This is a genomic window from Lysobacter sp. CCNWLW3 (assembly GCF_036697405.1).
Classification (GTDB): Bacteria; Pseudomonadota; Gammaproteobacteria; order Xanthomonadales; family Xanthomonadaceae; genus Lysobacter.
In genome coordinates this window covers 56,724-73,651 of sequence record NZ_JBAHWA010000003.1, presented here as the reverse complement: position 1 = coordinate 73,651, position 16,928 = coordinate 56,724, and the positions used below count along the sequence as shown (strand labels likewise).

At 68.8% G+C, this 16,928-nt stretch carries 15 protein-coding genes; 10 read left to right on the top strand and 5 right to left on the bottom strand.

Features of this window, described 5'->3' with window-relative positions:
* The first annotated feature begins 69 nt into the window (after positions 1–69).
* Genes yajC through secF form a run of 3 tightly spaced genes read left to right on the top strand, consistent with a single transcriptional unit; the run spans position 70 to position 3,319 of the window.
* Positions 70–426 carry a preprotein translocase subunit YajC gene (gene yajC / locus V1318_RS07705; protein WP_332939072.1) on the top strand — a complete coding sequence of 119 codons (357 nt, stop codon included), beginning with the start codon at positions 70–72 and terminating at the stop codon, positions 424–426.
* Positions 427–483: 57 nt separating this feature from the next.
* Positions 484–2,352, top strand: coding sequence for a protein translocase subunit SecD (secD, locus tag V1318_RS07700; protein ID WP_332939071.1), 1,869 nt, complete (start codon positions 484–486; stop codon positions 2,350–2,352).
* Positions 2,353–2,365: 13 nt separating this feature from the next.
* Positions 2,366–3,319: a protein translocase subunit SecF gene (gene secF / locus V1318_RS07695; protein WP_332939070.1), complete on the top strand. Its 954-nt coding sequence runs from the start codon at positions 2,366–2,368 to the stop codon at positions 3,317–3,319.
* A gap of 637 nt (positions 3,320–3,956) precedes the next feature.
* Here secF and V1318_RS07690 read toward each other — a convergent pair.
* The gene (locus tag V1318_RS07690; RefSeq protein ID WP_332939069.1) at positions 3,957–4,775 is read right to left on the bottom strand and encodes an inositol monophosphatase family protein; all 819 of its coding nucleotides are present in this window, start codon (positions 4,773–4,775) and stop codon (positions 3,957–3,959) included.
* Positions 4,776–4,869: 94 nt separating this feature from the next.
* On the opposite strand from V1318_RS07690, the gene V1318_RS07685 reads away from it, so the two are divergent.
* The 3 genes from V1318_RS07685 to V1318_RS07675 all read left to right on the top strand — a co-directional run bounded on the left by V1318_RS07685 (position 4,870) and on the right by V1318_RS07675 (position 8,806).
* Positions 4,870–5,646 (top strand): RNA methyltransferase, encoded by a 777-nt coding sequence (locus tag V1318_RS07685; RefSeq protein WP_332939068.1) that lies wholly within the window; start codon positions 4,870–4,872, stop codon positions 5,644–5,646.
* 92 nt (positions 5,647–5,738) lie between these two features.
* On the top strand, positions 5,739–6,677 hold the full coding sequence (locus tag V1318_RS07680) for a phosphate/phosphite/phosphonate ABC transporter substrate-binding protein (RefSeq protein ID WP_332939288.1): 939 nt from the start codon (positions 5,739–5,741) through the stop codon (positions 6,675–6,677).
* A complete protein-coding gene (locus V1318_RS07675) occupies positions 6,674–8,806 on the top strand; it encodes an EAL domain-containing protein (RefSeq protein WP_332939067.1) in 2,133 nt (710 codons plus the stop codon). The genes V1318_RS07680 and V1318_RS07675 overlap by 4 nt, the downstream gene beginning before the upstream one ends.
* Before the next feature lie 112 nt (positions 8,807–8,918).
* Here V1318_RS07675 and V1318_RS07670 read toward each other — a convergent pair whose 3' ends face one another.
* Positions 8,919–9,557 carry an exopolysaccharide biosynthesis protein gene (locus tag V1318_RS07670; RefSeq protein WP_332939066.1) on the bottom strand — a complete coding sequence of 213 codons (639 nt, stop codon included), beginning with the start codon at positions 9,555–9,557 and terminating at the stop codon, positions 8,919–8,921.
* On the bottom strand, positions 9,541–10,893 hold the full coding sequence (locus V1318_RS07665) for a hemolysin family protein (RefSeq protein WP_332939065.1): 1,353 nt from the start codon (positions 10,891–10,893) through the stop codon (positions 9,541–9,543). Before V1318_RS07665 ends, V1318_RS07670 begins: the two co-directional genes overlap by 17 nt.
* 333 nt (positions 10,894–11,226) lie before the next feature.
* Between V1318_RS07665 and V1318_RS07660 the strand changes: the two genes are divergently transcribed.
* Together V1318_RS07660 and V1318_RS07655 are read left to right on the top strand one after the other, a co-directional pair.
* Positions 11,227–11,853, top strand: a complete 627-nt coding sequence (locus tag V1318_RS07660) for a DUF47 family protein (protein ID WP_056181884.1) — start codon at positions 11,227–11,229, stop codon at positions 11,851–11,853.
* A gap of 13 nt (positions 11,854–11,866) precedes the next feature.
* Positions 11,867–12,988, top strand: a complete 1,122-nt coding sequence (locus tag V1318_RS07655; RefSeq protein WP_332939064.1) for an inorganic phosphate transporter — start codon at positions 11,867–11,869, stop codon at positions 12,986–12,988.
* A gap of 189 nt (positions 12,989–13,177) precedes the next feature.
* Here the strand turns inward: V1318_RS07655 and V1318_RS07650 are convergent, their stop codons facing one another.
* Complete coding sequence (locus V1318_RS07650) at positions 13,178–13,585, bottom strand: hypothetical protein (RefSeq protein ID WP_332939063.1); 408 nt, start codon at positions 13,583–13,585, stop codon at positions 13,178–13,180.
* Positions 13,586–13,706: 121 nt separating this feature from the next.
* On the opposite strand from V1318_RS07650, the gene V1318_RS07645 reads away from it, so the two are divergent.
* Entirely contained in the window at positions 13,707–14,054 is a 348-nt protein-coding gene (locus V1318_RS07645; protein WP_332939062.1) for an MGMT family protein, read from the top strand.
* Positions 14,055–14,134: 80 nt separating this feature from the next.
* On the top strand, positions 14,135–14,791 hold the full coding sequence (locus V1318_RS07640) for a rhomboid family intramembrane serine protease (RefSeq protein ID WP_332939061.1): 657 nt from the start codon (positions 14,135–14,137) through the stop codon (positions 14,789–14,791).
* A 75-nt stretch (positions 14,792–14,866) separates the two neighbouring features.
* Here V1318_RS07640 and V1318_RS07635 read toward each other — a convergent pair whose 3' ends face one another.
* On the bottom strand, positions 14,867–16,879 hold the full coding sequence (locus V1318_RS07635; RefSeq protein WP_332939060.1) for a M13 family metallopeptidase: 2,013 nt from the start codon (positions 16,877–16,879) through the stop codon (positions 14,867–14,869).
* Positions 16,880–16,928: the final 49 nt, after the last annotated feature.

Here is a 16,928-nt window from a genome sequence, read left to right as displayed (position 1 = left end):
GGGCCCAGCCATGGCCGCCAGCCGGCCATGGCATAATCCCCGGCTATTTTCGTTTCAGGACTTCCTTAGATGAACCTGCTCGACCTTCTGATCGCCCCCGCTCACGCCCAGGCCGCGGCCGGTGCGCCCGCCGGCGGCGGACTGTTCGGCGGCGGCCTCGGCGGCCTGCTGATGCCCGTCATCCTGATCGCGATCATGTACTTCCTGATGATCCGCCCGCAGATGAAGCGCGCCAAGGAACACCGCGCGATGCTGGAAAAGCTCTCCAAGGGCGACGAGGTGCTGACCAACGGCGGCATCGCCGGCACCGTGTCCGAGATCGGCGAGAACTTCATCACCGTCGAAATCGCCGACAACGTGCGCATCCGCGTGCAGAAGGGCGCGATCGGCAACGTACTGCCCAAGGGCACCTTGAAGTCGGCCTAAGCCGACGCCACGACACATGAAGCACGGCGGCCGGGGTGGCCGCCGCAGGGGCAATCGATGCTGACTTACTCGCGCTGGAAATATCTGGCCATCCTCGTAGTGTTGCTGCTCAGCGCGCTGTATGCGTTGCCCAACGTGTTCCCGCAGGACCCGTCGGTGCAGATCAGTTCGGCCCGCGGCGCCGCCGTCGACGAAGCGCTGCGCAAGCGCGTCGCCGACACGCTGAGCAAGGCCGGCGTGCCGGCCAAGTCGGTGGCGATCGAGAAGGAAGGCACCCTGCTGGTCCGGCTCGCCGACAACGACCGCCAGAACAAGGTCGCCGATCTGCTGCGCGATCCGCTGGGCAGCGACTACATCGTCGCGCTGAACCTGGCCTCGACCGTGCCCGGCTGGCTCGAGACGATCAAGGCCAAGCCCATGCTGCTGGGCCTGGACTTGCAGGGCGGCGTGCACTTCCTGATGCAGGTCGACCAGAAGGCCGCGTTGGACAAGCGCCTGGACGCCACCATCGAGGACGTGCGGGTGACCCTGCGCGACAAGGCCGTGCGTTACGAGTCGGTCGAGCGCCGCGCCAACAACGTCATCGTCGTGACCCTGACCAAGGCTGAAGACGCCGCCAAGGCGCGCGCCGAGATCGCGCGCGGCATGCCGACGATGGGCCAGGACGTGGTCGGCAACACCATCAGCATCCAGGTCCCTGAGGCCGAGATCGCGCGCATGCAGGCCGAGGCGGTCGAACAGAACGTCGGCACCCTGCGCAACCGCGTCAACCAGCTCGGCGTGGCCGAGCCGATCATCCAGCGCCAGGGCACCGACCGCATCGTGGTCCAGCTGCCCGGCATCCAGGACACCGCCCAGGCCAAGCGCATCCTCGGCGCCACCGCCACGCTGGAGTACCGCGGCGTGGTCGAGGGCGACGCCCAGGAAGCGTTGCGCAGCGGCAGCGTGCCGCCGGAAGCGCGCATCTACTTCCGCCGCGAGACCGGCCCGGACGGCAAGCCGATTCCGATCCTGCTCAACAAGCGCGTGATCGCCTCCGGCGACCAGCTGATCGGCGCGACCGCCGCCTTCGACTCGCAGAGCGGCACCCCCGCGGTGCAGGTACGCCTCAACGGCGTCGGCGGCCAGCGCATGTTCGACTACACCACCGAACACGTCGGCAAGCCGATGGCGGTGGTCTACATCGAGCGCATCCCCGAGTCGCGCACGGTCGACGGCAAGGAAGTGCGTTCGACCCGGATCGACGAAAAAGTGATCAACGTCGCCACCATCCAGGGCGTCTTCAGCAAGGAATTCAACACCAACGGCCTCGACAGCCAGCAGGAAGCGTCCGACCTGGCGCTGCTGCTGCGCGCCGGTTCGCTGGCCGCGCCGATGGATTTCATCGAGCAGCGGGTGGTCGGCCCCAGCCTGGGCGCCGAGAACGTCGCGCGCGGCCTGAAGGCGGTGAGCTTCTCGTTCGCCTTCGCCCTGATCTTCTTCCTGGTCTACTACCGCATGTTCGGCGTCATCACCTGTCTGGCGCTGCTGATCAACCTGCTGATGGTGGTCGCGCTGATGTCGCTGTTCGGCGCCACCATGACCTTGCCCGGCCTGGCCGGCATCGCGCTGACGGTGGGCATGTCGGTCGACGCCAACGTGCTGATCAACGAACGAATAAGAGAGGAGTTGCGTGCCGGATTGCCGCCGCAGGCCGCGATCGCCAGCGGTTACGAACATGCCTCGGGCACCATCATCGACGCCAACGTCACCGCCTTCCTCGCCGGTCTGGCGATGGCGGTGTTCGGCACCGGTCCGCTGCGCGGTTTCGGTATCACCCTGATGCTCGGCATCGCCACCTCCGCCTACACGGCGGTGTCTGTGTCGCGCGGCATCGCGACGCTGATCTACGGCGGTCGTCGCAAGCTGAAATCGATCGCGATCTGACGGAGCACGCGACATGAAACCCTTCAACGTGTTCCCTTACGGCAGCAATATCGACTTCCTGCGCCTGCGCTGGGTGTCGCTGGCGGTCGCGGCCCTGATCATGCTGGTCGCGATCGGCGCGATCGTGGCCAAGGGCTTCAACTTCGCCCTCGACTTCACCGGCGGCACCAGCGTCGAGCTGAGCTTCGCCAAGCCGGTCGACGTCGACGGCATCCGCTCGCGCCTGGATGAGGCCGGCTATACCGGCGCCCAGGTCCAGACCTTCGGCACCGGCAACGAGCTGCTGATCCGCCTGCAGCCCAAGGGCGGCAGCCAGAAGGACTCCGACAACACCATCAACGAAGTCCAGTCGATCGCGTCCACGCCCGACAACCCCGGCAAGATCAAGGGCGGCGGCTACGTCGGTCCCCAGGTCGGCCGCGACCTGGCCGCCAACGGCGTCTGGGCGCTGCTGTTCGTGGTGGTCGGCTTCCTGATCTACATCTCGTTCCGCTTCGAGAAGAAGTTCGCGGTCGCGGCGGTGCTGACCACCCTGCACGACGTGGTCGTGGTGGCGGGCTGGTTCGCGCTGTTCGGCAACGAGTTCGACCTGACCGTGCTGGCCGGCATCCTGTCGGTGATGGGCTATTCGATCAACGACACCATCGTGGTGTTCGACCGCGTGCGCGAGAACTTCCGCACCATGCGCGCCGATCCGGAGACCATCCTCAACAAGTCGATCAACCAGACCCTGTCGCGTACGGTGATCACCTCGTTCGTGGCCTTCCTGACCGTGCTGGCGCTGTACCTGTACGGCGGCGGTTCGCTGGAAGGCATGGCGATCTCGCAGATGCTCGGCATCGTGATCGGCACCCTGTCCTCGATCTTCGTGGCCTGCCCGCTGCTGACCATGGGCTGGCTCAAGGTGACCAAGCAGGACCTGATGCCCAAGGCCAAGGACGAGGCGGCGCTGGCGCGCCGACCCTGAGTCCCGGGCTGGGGCGTCGGCTCCAGGCAACGAAAAGGCCGCGCAGATGCGCGGCCTTTTCGTTTGCGTCGAGGCAATGGGGCGGGGCGTCGCACCGGGGGCGTGACCGCGTAACGCGCGCTCCGCGGCTTTCTGTGGGAGCGGCGTGAGCCGCGATAGCGAGAACACGCGCGGCCGCGCGACTTGCATCGCCATGCGAGGCCGGCCTGCGGATCCCATAGGTCAATGCCGCTACGCCGGCAATCGATCGCGGCTTACGCCGCTCCCACAAGAGGCATGGGGCCGGCTTTGGGGTAGGAGCGGCGTCAGCCCGCGACCCGGAGCTGCGACAGCGTCGGAACCGGCGCGCTGGCCGGGCTTCGCGGTCGCGGCTGACGCCGCTCCTACAGGAGGAATTCGTAGGCGGATCGTGCGGCCTGGTTCTCCGCTTTGGGGTAGGAGCGGCGTAAGCCGCGACCCGGAGCCGCGAAGGCGATCGAGCCTGCGCGCTGGCCGGGATTCGCGGTCGCAGCTTACGCCGCTCCTACAGGTAGCCGAGGCCGTCTGTTGCGGCCGGGCGAGTGTAGGCGCGCGGGCCGGACAAAGAAAAAGGCCGCGCATCCGCGCGGCCTTCTCGTGTGCGCCGTATGTCCGCGGCTCAGTCGAACGCGGCGGCGTAGCCGGTGTTGACGATGCGGTTCTGCAGGGCGTCGCAGACCTTGAGGTTGCCGGCGACCAACTGGCGGCCGATGGTGCCGCGCGCGTCCATGGGGCCGGTGCCGCGGCCGCGGAAGTCGCAGACCTTGCCGCCGGCTTCGCGCACCATCAGGGCGCCGGCGGCGATGTCCCAGGGCTTCACCCCGGCCTCGAAATAGGCGTCGGCGCGGCCGCAGGCCACGTAGGCCAGGTCGAGCGCGGCCGAGCCGGTGCGGCGGATGTCCTCGGCCTCGGTCAGCAGCGAATCCACGCACTTGAGATGGGCGCTGGCGCGCGGGCGCTCGCGCGGCGGAAAGCCGGTGACGACCATGGCGCCGTTCAAGTCCTTGCGTTCGGCCACGCGCACGCGCTTCTCGTTGAGCTGGGTGCCGCTGCCGCGGCTGGCGGTGAACAGCTCGTTGCGCAGCGGATCGAAGATCACGCCATGGATCGGCTCGCCGCCCTCGACCAGGGCGATCGAGACGCAGTAGTGCGGGATGCCGCGCAGGTAGTTGCTGGTGCCGTCCAGGGGATCGATGACCCAGGTGTAGCGGCCGCTGCCGATCGAGCCGTTCTCTTCGCCGAGGATGGCGTAGTCGGGCGTGGAGCGGCGGAACTCCTTGATGATCTCGGCCTCGGCCAGGCTGTCGACTTCGCTGGCGTAGTCCATCCGGTCCTTCTCGACCACGTTCAGGGCGTCCAGGCGGTACATGTGGCGGAGCAACACGTTGCCGGCGGCGCGGGCGGCCTTGACCATGAGGGTGACGGCGGGTTTCTGCATGGCGAACGGCCTCGGGAACGGAGGTGGGGGACGGGCTGGCGGGCTGAAAGAACGAACCGGCGCTATGGCCGGGGCGGGGAGTTTACCATTGCGCATGGCGAACGATCCGAATCCTGACCAAACCGCCTCGTTGTCGCGGCTGCGCATCGTCCTGGTGGGCACCCAGCACCCCGGCAACATCGGCTCCGCGGCCCGCGCGATGAAGACCATGGGCCTGTCCCGGCTGGTCCTGGTCGCGCCCGAGAAGGCCCCCAACCACGAGTCCGCGGCCCTGGCCGCGGGCGCCGACGACGTGCTCGCGGCCGCGACGGTTTTCCCGACCCTGGCCGAGGCCCTGACCGACTGCCGGCTGGTGCTGGGCTGCACCGCGCGCAACCGCCGGGTCCAACTGGAGCAGTACGACCCGCGCGAGGCCGCCGGCCGCATGCTGAGCGAGGCCGCCGACGGCGCCGAGGTGGCGCTGGTGTTCGGCCGCGAGCGCACCGGCCTGGAAAACGAGGAGCTGCAGCTGTGCCACGCCGCCGTGCACATCCCGGCCAACCCCGGCTACAGCTCGCTGAACCTGGCCGCGGCGGTGCAGGTGCTGGCCTACGAGCTGCGCATGGCCGCGCTCGCGGCGGCGCCGCCGGCGCCTGCGCCCGGGCGCGCCGATCCGCCGGCCTCGCATGCGCAGCTGGAGGGTTTCTTCGCCCAGCTCGGCGAGACCCTGGAGGCGATCGACTTCCACAAGGGGCGCGCGCCCGAGTCGGCGCTGCGCAAGCTGCGCCGGCTGTTCCTGCGCGCCGAACTGGACGAGCGCGAGGTGCGGCTGCTGCGCGGCATCCTCGCCGATGCCGAGCGCATGGCGATGCTGGCCGGCCAGCGGCGTTGAGGGCCGGGGGCGCCCGGCCGGCCTTCGGTGGTATCGGCCAGGGCCGGTTTCGATTACGCTGCGGCGGGCAGTCCCGATGAGTCACTTTCTTGATCGCTAGCGCGCGTTGCATCGCTGTCCTGCTCGGGCTCGCGTTGGCGGTCGCGGGACTGTCGGTGCCGGTTCCCGCGCAATCGGCCGACAGCGACGCCCGCGGCGTGCTGGTGCTGGGCCGGATCAGCGACGACCCCAAGGCCCACTACGAACAACTCAAGCCGCTGCTGGACTACGTGGTCCCGCGCATGGCCGGCGTCGGCATCCGCGAGGGCCGGATCCTGATGGCCAAGGACTCCCAGCAGATGGCCAGCTACCTGCGCCGCGGCCGGGTCGACTGGGTCACCGAGACCGCCGGCACCGCGATGCTGCTCAAGCAACGCGCCGACGCCAAGCCGCTGCTGCTGACCGAGCGCGACGGCACCAGCCACTACCACAGCGTGTTCTTCGCCCGCCGCGACAGCGGCCTGCGCTCGCTGGACGACCTGCGCGGGCACAGCGTGGCCTTCCAGCGCCCGTCCTCGACCAGCGCTTATTTCGTTCCGGTCGCCGAACTGCTGGACCGCGGCCTGAGCCTGGAAATCCTGCTCTCGCCGACCGACCGCATCGAACACGGCGAGGTCGGTTATCTGTTCGCGCGCTCGGAGCTCAATATCTCGACCTGGGTGCACAAGCGCCTGGTCGATGTCGGGGTCATGAGCAATCTGGACTGGGACAACCCGCGCCGGATGCCGCCCGCGTTCCGCCGCGACATGACCGAGATCGGCCGCACCGGCGACTATCCGCGCGCGGTCGAGGTAGTGCGCGGCGACATCGATCCGCGCGTCGAGGCGCGCCTGCGCGAGGTCCTGCTGGACGCGGCCGGCGACCCGGACGCCGGCGAGGCCCTGCTGCGCTTCTTCAAGACCACCCGCTTCATGCCGATCGACCCGGCATCGGCCCAAGCCCTGCAGCGCATCGGCAACGGCGTCGCCCAGGTCCGGTCGGAGGTCGAATGAAGCTGCGCTTCGGCTTGCAGGCCAAGTTCCTGGCGATGATGGCCATCGCCCTGCTGGTCGTGCTGGCCCTGATCGTGCTGCTGCTCAATCGCCAGGAGCGCATGCAGGGCGAGGTGGTGGGGGTCAGCCGCGAGGCCATGAGCGGCATGATCGCCGACAACCTCAAGCGCCACAGCGAGGGCATGGTCGCGCAGCTGGCCGAATCGCTGGCCAACCCCCTGTACTACTTCGATCTGGACGCGGTCGGCGTGCTCAGCCGCGCGACCTTGCGCAACCCGGGCATCAGCTACGTCCTGGTCTACGACAACGACGGCAACATCGTCCACGACGGCAGCGAGGAGATTCCGAGCTACGGCAAGCGCATGGACGATCCGATGGCGTTCGAGGTGATCGCCGCGCGCAAGCTGCACACCCAGTCCAGCGACACGGTGATGGACGTGTCGGCGCCGATCATGATCGGCGCCGAGCGCCTGGGCGGCGTGCGCGTGGGCTACGACCTCAAGACCGTGCACCAGTTCCAGGACCAGGCCCTGGGCAGCCTGCGCGGGCGCCTGGACGCCCTGGCCCAGCAGCACATGATCTGGATCGGCCTGCTCGCGGCCGGCCTGCTCGCGCTGGGCGCGCTGATGATCTATCTGATCCAGCGCTTCCTGGTCCAGCCGATCCGTCAACTCGCCGATGCGTCGATGGAAATCGAGGCCGGCCATTTCGACACCAGCACCCCGGCCAGCAATCGCCACGACGAGGTCGGCGACCTGATGCGCGCGTTCGGGCGCATGAGCCAGAGCCTGGCCCGCCACGACCGCGACATCCGGCGCATGGCCTACACCGACGCGCTGACCGGCCTGGCCAACCGCCTGGCGTTCCGCGAGACCCTGGACCAGCGCCTGCTGCAGCTGCGCGGCGCCGGGCGCCAACTGGGCCTGCTGTTCGCCGACATCGACGACTTCAAGCGCGTCAACGACACCCTGGGCCACGACGCCGGCGACGACGTGCTGCTGCAGTTCGCCAACCGCATCCAGGAGACCGTGACCCGCCTGGGCGGCGAGGATGCGCTGCTGGCGCGCTTCGGCGGCGACGAGTTCGTGATCCTGGTGCAGGACGGCGACGACCTGGACGGCGGGGTGCGCGCGCGCGCCAGCCACTTGGCCGACGTGCTGGTGGCCGAGCTCGGCCAGCCCATCGTGGTCCACGACCGCCAGGTATTCCTGGGCACCTCGATCGGCGTGACCCTGTTCCCCGAGGACGCATCCGGCGCGACCTCGCTGATGAAGAACGGCGACATCGCCATGTACCAGGCCAAGGTCGCGGGCAAGAACTGCTATCGCTTCTACAGCCGCGCCATGGACCAGGCGGTGGAGCGCCGCGTGCACCTGGAGCACGAGCTGCGCGGCGCCTGGGACCGCGGCGAGCTCAGCCTGGTCTACCAGCCGGTGTACCGACTCGGCGACGGCGCCATGGTCGGCGCCGAAGCGCTGCTGCGCTGGCGCCATCCCGAGCAGGGCCTGGTCGCGCCGTCGGTGTTCATCGACGTGGCCGAACAGAGCGGCCTGATCGAAACCCTGGGCCCGCAGGTCCTGCGCGCGGCCTGCCAGGACGCGGTGCGCTGGCAGCACGTGCGTCCGGGCGCGGAACCGCTGTTCGTGTCGGTCAACGTCTCGCCGCGCCAGCTGCGCAGCGGCGACCTGCCCAACGTGGTCGCGGCCTGCCTGCACGAAACCGGCCTGCCGGCGCAGCGCCTGCATCTGGAGCTGACCGAGACCGCGGTGATCGGCGACGAAATCCACGCCAGCAGCCTGCTCGCGCGGCTGCGCTCGACCGGCGTGAAGGTGTGGCTGGACGATTTCGGCACCGGCTTCTCCGGCCTCAGCCATCTGCGCCGGGTGCCGGTGGACGGCGTCAAGATCGACCGCAGCTTCATCGCCGACGTGCTGCGCGACCCCGACGACCTGGCCCTGACCACCGCGATCATCGCCATGGCGCATTCGCTGGGCATCACCGTGGTCGCCGAGGGCGTGGAAAAGGAAGGCCAGTACGCGGTGCTGCGCGAACGCGGCTGCGATCTCGCCCAGGGCTATTGGCTGGGCCACCCGGTGGGCGCGGAAGAGTTCCTGACCCTGTTGGGTTGATCGCGTATCGCTGGGCTTGGTGCAGGAGCGGCGTGAGCCGCGACCACGCAACTCCTACGGGGTCACGGTCGCGGCTTACGCCGCTCCTACCCGGAAGCCCGACCTCGCAGCCTCACTGCAAGCGATCGATCCAGCCGCCGATCAGCGTCGCCAGGCTGCCCGAGAGCACGCCGAAGATCGCCACCGCGATCGCGCCCGTGCCCCAGGCCACCGCCATCAGGCGGCCGTCGCGTTCCAGCAGCGCCAGCGCGTACAGCAGCAACAGGCCGCCGAACAGGAAGTTGGTGAACGGGATCGGCAGCGACAGCAGCACGCCCAGCAGCACCAGCAACAGGCCGGTGAAGGCGTTGGCGAGGCGGTGATCGAGCAGTCCGGTCGCGCGCGGGCGGACCAGCCGCTCCAGCCGCGCCAGCCAGGGCGAGAGCAGGTTGCGGAAGCGCGCCATCGCCTGCCGGTGCGGTCCGCGCCGGGCCAGGAAACCCGGCAGCCAGGGCTTGCGCAGCCCGATCAGCAACTGCAGGCCGATCAGGATCACCAGCGGGCCGCTGACCGCGCCGCCCACGCCCGGGATCGGAATGAAGGCCGGGATGGTCGAGACGAATAGCAGCATGCCGAAGGAGCGGTTGCCCAGGCCGGCCAGCACGTCGCCCAGGCGCAGCACCTCGGCGGGGTCGCCGGAAGCGAAGTCGTCGAGCAGCGCGCGCGTGCCGGCTTCCTGCGCCGCGGGCTTGCGGTCAGCCGGAGGCGTCATCGGCCACCGGCTCTTGGGCATCCTCGCGTTGCGCGGCGATGCGTTGCAGCAACAGCTTGTCGATGCGGGGCCCGTCCAGGTCGACCACTTCGATCCGCCACACGCTCCAATCGAAATGCTCGCCGACGTGCGGGATGCGGCCGAAGTGGGCGATCACCATGCCGGCGGCGGTATGGAAGTCGTGCTCGTCCTCGTCCGGCAGGCGGCCGCCGCCGACCAGTTCGCGCAGGTCCTCCAGCGCCAGCGAACCGTCGAGCAGGTAGGAGCCGTCGGAACGCTGGACCACCGGCGCGGCGTCGTCGTCGGTCTCGTTGGTCTGGTTCCGTGAAGTTTGGAAGCGGCCGATCACCGCGCCCATCAGGTCGTTGACCGTGACCAGGCCGGCGACGTCGCCGTATTCGTCCACCACCAGCGCCAGCGACTGCTGCTCCTCGCGGAAGATCTCCAGCAGCTTCAGGGCGTGGGTGGATTCGGACACGAACAGCGGCGGGCGCAGGTCCGGGAACAGGTCGGGCGCGGTCTGGTCGAGGCGGTCCAGCAGCGACTTCACCTCCAGCACGCCGAGCACGTCGCTGTCGTTGTCGCGGTAGACCGGGTAACGCGAATAGGCGTTCTCGCGCATGGTCGCCAGGTTCTCGGCGAAGCTGGAGTTGGCATCCAGCCAGGCGATGCGGGTGCGCGGCGTCATCAGGCTTTCGGCGGTGCGGTCGCCCAGGCTGAGCACGCGGTTCATCATCTTGCGTTCGTCGGCGTCGATCACGCCCTGCTCGTGGCTTTCGGTCACCAGCAGGCGGATTTCCTCTTCGCTGATCTCGCTGCGGGCGTCGTCCTTGATGCCCAGGATGCGCAGGACCAGGCGGTTGATCGCGCCCAGCGTCATGACCGCCGGCCGGGCGCCGCGCGACAGACCGTACAGCGGGATCGCGACCGCGCTGGCGATGCGCTCGGGATTGGTCAGGGCCAGGCGCTTGGGGATCAGCTCGCCGAAGATGACCTGGGCGGCGGTGATCAGCGCCATCGCGGTGCCGATGCCGATCGGACGCGCGTATTGCGAGAAGTCGCCGCTCAGCAGGTGACCGAGCCAGCCGGTGATGACCAGGCCGATCGACTCGCCGCCGAAATAGCCGGTCAGCACGCCGATGCCGGTGATGCCGATCTGCACGGTCGACAGCAGGTTGTCCGGATGCTCGGCCAGCGCCAGCGCCATGCGCGCGCCGCGGCTGGTCTCCGCCATCTGTTTCAGGCGCAGCTTGCGCGAGGTCATCAACGACATCTCCGACAAGGCGAAGAACGCGTTGAGCACGATCAAGGCGGCGACGATCAGCAGCTCGAGCATGCGGGCTGCTCCATCGAGGGGTCAGTGGCGGGGATGCCGGGGGCGTGAGCGGTGCGCCGGGGGCCGGGCAGGAAGGCCGCGGAAGCGCGGGCGGGCGATGTTGGGTCGTCGTCCATAGTGCAGGGTGGGCGGGGGATGCGCGGCCCCGATCTTAACAGGCGCCGCCCCGCCGGCCGCGTGAGCGGCGGGTGAGGGGGGCGGCCGGGGCGGTTTTCGCCGGGTCCGGGGCCGACGACGGCGCGAAAGACGGGCGCGTTTGCCACCAAACCGTCATAATCGCGCCCGCACAACCACCCCGGGCCGGTCGCGGCCGGCATTCAGAGGCTTTCACGCATGTTCTCGCTGCAGACCATCTTCGGCTCCGGCCAGCAGTTCTACACCCTGCTCGACGAGGCCGCCCAGGCCGCCTACGACAGCACCAAGGCACTGCACGCCATGATGAAGGCCGCCGATCGTCAGCCGGCCCTGGACGCTTTCAAGCTGGCCCGCCAGCGCGAGCGCGCGACCTCGGACAAGATCAGCCACGCCCTGGTCGACAGCTTCATCACCCCGATCGAGCGCGAGGACATCGAGTCGCTGGGCTCGGCCCTGTACAAGATCCCCAAGCAGGTCGAGAAGTTCGCCGACCGCTACTCGCTGGCCATCCAGCACCTGGACGGCATCGACTTCGCGCCGCGCGCGGCGATGCTGGAGCAGGCCGCCGCGGTGGTGGTGGAAATGGTCCACGACCTGCAGAAGATGAACATCGATCGCATGACCGAGCTCAACGAGAAGCTGCGCTCGCTGGAGAACGAAGCCGACCGCCTGATGCTGGAGCTGTACCGCGACATCTATTCCGGCCGCCTGGACAACCTGCAGATGTTCCTGCTCAAGGAGTTCTTCGAGATTCTGGAAAAGGCCATCGACCGCTGCCGCGAAGCCGGCGTGGTGGCCTACCAGATCGTGCTGAAGAACAGCTGAGGCTCTCCTCGTGATGCTGACTCTGGTCCTGGTCGTGATCCTGGCTGCGCTCGTGTTCGAGTTCATCAACGGATTCCACGACACCGCCAACTCCATCGCCACGGTGGTGGCGACCAAGGTGCTGACGCCCGGTCAGGCGATCATGCTGGCCGCCAGCACCAACCTGATCGGCGCGTTCATGGGCACCGCGGTCGCCAAGACCATCGCCTCGGGCCTGGTCGACACCGACGTGGTCGCCATGACCTCGCAGGTGCTGATCTGCACCCTGCTGGGCGCGATCATCTGGAACCTGATCACCTGGTGGCGCGGCCTGCCGTCCTCGTCCTCGCATGCGCTGATCGGCGGCCTGTGCGGCGCGGCGCTGGCGGCCTCGCACAACAACTGGACCGCGCTGATCTGGTCGAAGGCCGGCGACGCCGACTGGACCAGCAACAAGGGCCTGCTGTGGAAGGTCGTGGTGCCGATGATCACCTCGCCGCTGGCGGGCTTCCTGCTGGGCGTGGGCATCATCACCCTGTTGTACCTGATCATCGCGGCGATGATGAAGGCCGGAGGCCCGCTGGCGAAGATGGCCAAGCCGCGTTGGGTCAACGCTTTCTTCGGCAAGGCCCAGTTCGTGTCGGCGGCCTACATGGGCTTCGCCCACGGCCGCCAGGATGCGCAGAAGACCATGGGCATCATCGCCCTGTCGATCTTCGGCGCGCAGTCCTCGGGCATCCTCAACGACCTGCCGGCGTGGCTGTCCTTCCTGCACCCCGACGGCGGCAAGGACGACATCGACACCTGGGTGATCGCGACCTGCGCCCTGGTGATGGCCGCGGGCACCGCCGCCGGCGGCTGGCGCATCATCAAGACCCTGGGCCACAAGATGGTGAAACTGCAGACCATCGACGGCTTCGCGGCGGAAACCGCGTCGGCGACCATCCTGGTGACCGCGGCGCACTTCGGCATGCCGGTGTCCACCACCCACAGCATCTCCACCGCGATCATGGGCGTGGGCTTCGCCAAGAATCCGCGCAAGCTCAAGCTGGGCGTGATCGAACGCATCGTGTGGGCGTGGATCCTGACCATCCCGGCCGCCGGCGGCATCGCCTACGGCTTGTGGCGCCTGATCGAGGCGCTGGGCTGGGCCTGAGCCACGGCCCGAGTTCCACGAAAAAGCCCGCAGCGATGCGGGCTTTTTTGTGGGGTGTTTGTGGCTTCGTGATTGTCGCTTCGTGTGGGAGCGGCGTGAGCCGCGATTGCGCTACCGCGCCGGCCGGCGCGATCGCGGCTCACGCCGCTCCCACCCAAGGCGGACGCGTTTACGCAGCCCGTAGGATGCTTAGAGCAGGTCGCCGTCCGCCGACAGCATGCGCTCCATGCGGTCGCCCAGGCCGCCGATCTCCAGCACCAGGCGGTCGATCTCGGATGCGGCCAGGCCCTCCAGCGGGCGGTTCTCGCACAGCTGCAGGTAGGGCACGCCGTCGAGGTCGCCGATGGCCAGGTAGCCGACGTGGCTTTGCCAATTGAAGATCAGGGCGCGGCGCGCGTCCAGGCCGGTGGTCGGCGCGACCGCGGTGCTCACGCGCAGGAACGGACGCTGGTCGTCGTCCTCCAGCTCGGACAGGAAGATCGCCTGATGGCGCGTGCCCTGTTCCAGGGACAGCTCGATGCACAGCACCCCCTCGTCGTGCAGGGTGAGGTGGAAGCCGGACTGGGTAAGGTGCTTGCGGATTTGTTCGAATTTCATGGGTCTGCTCCCTGCGGGCTTCTTTGTTCGTACGGCCTGATAGCGCGTGTCGTGCCCTTTGCGGTGTTTTATCCGGCTGCCTGGGCTGCGGGAAAGTGCTGCAAAGGGCATGACACGCTCTATGCTAACCCCCATGGACTCCGAGGTCGCCGCCCAACGCATCCTCGCCGCGATCGCCGCCATCCCCAAGGGCGAAGTCGCCGGCTATGGCGAAGTCGCCCGCCGTGCCGGCCTGCCCGGGCGCGCGCGCCTGGTCGCGCGCCTGCTCAGCCAGAACGAGGACCCCAAGCTGCCCTGGCACCGCGTGCTGCGCTCCGACGGCCGGATCGCCCTGCCGGAAGGCTCCAGGGGCTACCGCGAGCAATGCCGGCGCCTGCGCGCCGAAGGCCTGCGGGTGGAAGCCGGGCGGGTGATCGGCGTTCGCGCCGCCGCGACGCTGGATGCCCAAATCTGGGGGCCGCCGGACTGAACCGGCGCAGTCGCGCGCGCGGCGTTCAAGACGACGCGCGCGCGCAACGGCTACCATAGCCGCATCCCCCGGGAGTACCGATGTTCTCCAATCTGCCGCCTGTCACCAAGGGCCTGTTGATCGCCAACGGCCTGATGTTCCTGTTGCAACTCACGCTCAGCGACGCGACGTTCTACCCTCTGATGCTGTGGCCGCCCGGCGCCGAGGCCGGCCCCTACGCCGGCTACGGCTTCATGCCTTGGCAGGTGCTGACCTACGCCTTCCTGCACGGCGGTTTCGCCCATCTGTTGTTCAACATGCTCACCCTGCTGATGTTCGGCGCGCAGATCGAGCACGTGTGGGGGCCGCGCCGCTATCTGAGCTATTACCTGGTATGCGTGGTCGGCGCGGCGCTGTGCCAGCTCGCGGTCGGTTTCTGGAGCATGTCGCAGGGCGGCGAGGCCTATCCGACGCTGGGCGCGTCCGGCGGCATCTTCGGTTTGTTGCTCGCCTACGGCCTGCTGTTCCCGAACCAGCGCGTGATGCTGCTGATCCCGCCGATCCCGATGAAGGCGCGCACGCTGGTGATCATCTACGGCGTGGTCGAACTGTTGCTGGGCATCACCGGGCAGCAACCCGGCGTGGCCCATTTCGCCCACCTGGGCGGCATGCTGTTCGGCTGGTTGCTGATCCGCTACTGGCGCGGGCAACCGCCGTTCGGGCGGCCGAAACCGCCGCGGCCGCGCCTGGTGCGCTAAGCGTCGAGACGACGCCCGGCCAAACAAAAACGGCGCGGAATCCGCGCCGTTTTTTATGCCTGCGCTTGCGGCCGATCAGGGGAAGATCGTGATCCGCTGTTCCGGCTTGGCCTGCATGGGCTGGCCGGGCTTGCAAGTGTAGGCCTCGCCGAAACTGGGCTGGTTGAACAAGGGGCCGTTGGTGCGCCACTGGCCCGGCGCATGCACGCTGGTGGCCGCGCGCTGGGTGTAGGCCTCGGTGCTGGCCTGCTGCGCCCACAGCCCGGCCCAGGCGCGGTAGAAGGCCTGGTCGGCGTCCTTGGCCGGGCTCGGCACTTCGGCGCGGAAGGTCTTCCAGGCCAGTTCGACGCCGGCGATATCGGCGATGTTCTCGTCGCGGGTCTGCTGACCGTTGACCTTCACGCCCTTGAGGCCGGGGTATTCGTAAGCGCCGTACTGGGCGGCGACGCGCTTGCCCAGCGCTTCCCAGGCCGCGGTTTCGGTGGGGGTCCACCAGTCGCCGATTTCCTGCTTGGCGTTGACCAGTCGGCCGCGGCTGTCGAAGCCGTGGCTGAGTTCGTGTCCGACCAGGGCGCCGAACGAGCCGTACTGCGAGGCTGCGTCCTTGCTCATGTCCAGCACCGGCGCCTGCAGCACCGCGGCGGTGACGATCAGGCGGTTCTGGGCGATGTCGTAGGCCAGGGCGGGGTCCTGCGGCAGCACGTCCCAGCGGCGGTCGGCGTTGCCGCGGCCGATGCGCTTCATCTCTTCGCGATGACGCCAGGTGGAGGCGATCAGCATGTTGCTGCCGAAGCTGCCGCGGCCCATCGGCTGCACCGAGTAGTCGAGGTCGCGGTGCGGGGTGCCGACTTCGATCTTGAGCTTGGCCAGCTTGGCGCGCGCCTCGGCCTTGGCCGATTCGCTGAAACGGGTGTCGGCGTCGATCGCCTTGCCCAGGGTCGCCAGCACCTGCGAGGCGATTTCCTCGGCGCGCTTGTCGGTGGCTGCGGGCAGGTACTTGGCCGCGTATTCGCGCCCGATCATCGGGCCGGCGGCGAGGTTCATCGCGTTGAGCACGGCCTGCTGGCGCGAGGGCGGCGCGCTGCCGCGCAGGATACGGCCGTGGAAGTCGTACTGGGCGTCGCGGAAGGGCTTGGCCAGGTAAGGCGCCATCGAGTCGCCCACGCGCCAGCGCAGATAGACCTTCCACTGCTCGGGCTTGAGGGTGCCGACCAGGTTGTCTAGTTCGGCGAACAGCTTGGCGTTGCCGATCGAGACGCTGTCGTCCTTGACGCCCTGGGCCTTGAGGAACTCGGCCAGTTGCAGGCGCTTGTAGGTCTTGGCCAGCGCCGACACCTGCACGGGGGCGTAGTGGTTGCGCAGCTGGCGCAGCTCCGGCAGCGACTGCGAGGCGCGCGCGATGCGGGTCTCCAGGTCGATCACCAGCTGCGATTCGGCCGCCAGCTGCGCCTGCGGCGTGCCGGTCAGGGCCAGGATCTTCTGCACGTAGTTGTTGTAGTGGCCCAGCAGCTGGCGGGTCTCGGTGTCGCTGCGGGTGTAGTAGGCCGGGTCGGGCAGGCCCAGGCCGCCCTGGCCGAAGTAGCCGATGTGGCGGTTGAGGTCCTGCAGGTCGACGTCGGCGGCGAAGTTGAACGCGACCGGGATGCCGACCTGGTGCAGGGCGGCGATCGAGGCCGGGATGTCCTTGGCCTTCTTGATCGCGGCGATGCGCGACAGCAGCGGGGCGATCGGCTGGGCGCCGTCGCGCTCGACCGCGGCCTCGTCCAGGCCGCTGGCCCAGAAGTCGCCCAGCAGCTTCTGCACGTTGCCCTGCGGCGCGGTCATGGCGCCGTTGAGCAGGTCCAGGGTCTGCTGGCGGGTGCGCGCGTCCAGCTGCTCCAGGGCCGAGACCGAGGCGGTGCCGGAGGGCAGGGCATTGCCGCGCAGCCAGTCGGCGTTGGCGTAGAAGTCGGTGCAGGCGGTGGCGACGGCGGCGGCCTTGGGCTTGGCGGGGGCGCGCTTCTTCTTGGCGGCGTCGGCGGTGGGCAGGGCCAGGCTGGCGATCAGGCTGAGGGCGAGGGCGCAGCTAAGCGGGCGTAGGGTCGTCATCGCGGATTCCGTCCTGGTGATCGGGCCAGTTTAACAAGCGACCGGCGCT

Bases quoted from the DNA above. Each gene is read 5' to 3' on its own strand.
- yajC (WP_332939072.1), top strand. From the start codon at position 70: ATGAACCTGCTCGACCTTCTGATCGCCCCCGCTCACGCCCAGGCCGCG.
- secD (WP_332939071.1), top strand. From the start codon at position 484: ATGCTGACTTACTCGCGCTGGAAATATCTGGCCATCCTCGTAGTGTTG.
- secF (WP_332939070.1), top strand. From the start codon at position 2,366: ATGAAACCCTTCAACGTGTTCCCTTACGGCAGCAATATCGACTTCCTG.
- V1318_RS07690 (WP_332939069.1), bottom strand. From the start codon at position 4,775: ATGCAGAAACCCGCCGTCACCCTCATGGTCAAGGCCGCCCGCGCCGCC.
- V1318_RS07685 (WP_332939068.1), top strand. From the start codon at position 4,870: ATGGCGAACGATCCGAATCCTGACCAAACCGCCTCGTTGTCGCGGCTG.
- V1318_RS07675 (WP_332939067.1), top strand. From the start codon at position 6,674: ATGAAGCTGCGCTTCGGCTTGCAGGCCAAGTTCCTGGCGATGATGGCC.
- V1318_RS07670 (WP_332939066.1), bottom strand. From the start codon at position 9,557: ATGACGCCTCCGGCTGACCGCAAGCCCGCGGCGCAGGAAGCCGGCACG.
- V1318_RS07665 (WP_332939065.1), bottom strand. From the start codon at position 10,893: ATGCTCGAGCTGCTGATCGTCGCCGCCTTGATCGTGCTCAACGCGTTC.
- V1318_RS07660 (WP_056181884.1), top strand. From the start codon at position 11,227: ATGTTCTCGCTGCAGACCATCTTCGGCTCCGGCCAGCAGTTCTACACC.
- V1318_RS07655 (WP_332939064.1), top strand. From the start codon at position 11,867: ATGCTGACTCTGGTCCTGGTCGTGATCCTGGCTGCGCTCGTGTTCGAG.
- V1318_RS07650 (WP_332939063.1), bottom strand. From the start codon at position 13,585: ATGAAATTCGAACAAATCCGCAAGCACCTTACCCAGTCCGGCTTCCAC.
- V1318_RS07645 (WP_332939062.1), top strand. From the start codon at position 13,707: ATGCTAACCCCCATGGACTCCGAGGTCGCCGCCCAACGCATCCTCGCC.
- V1318_RS07640 (WP_332939061.1), top strand. From the start codon at position 14,135: ATGTTCTCCAATCTGCCGCCTGTCACCAAGGGCCTGTTGATCGCCAAC.
- V1318_RS07635 (WP_332939060.1), bottom strand. From the start codon at position 16,879: ATGACGACCCTACGCCCGCTTAGCTGCGCCCTCGCCCTCAGCCTGATC.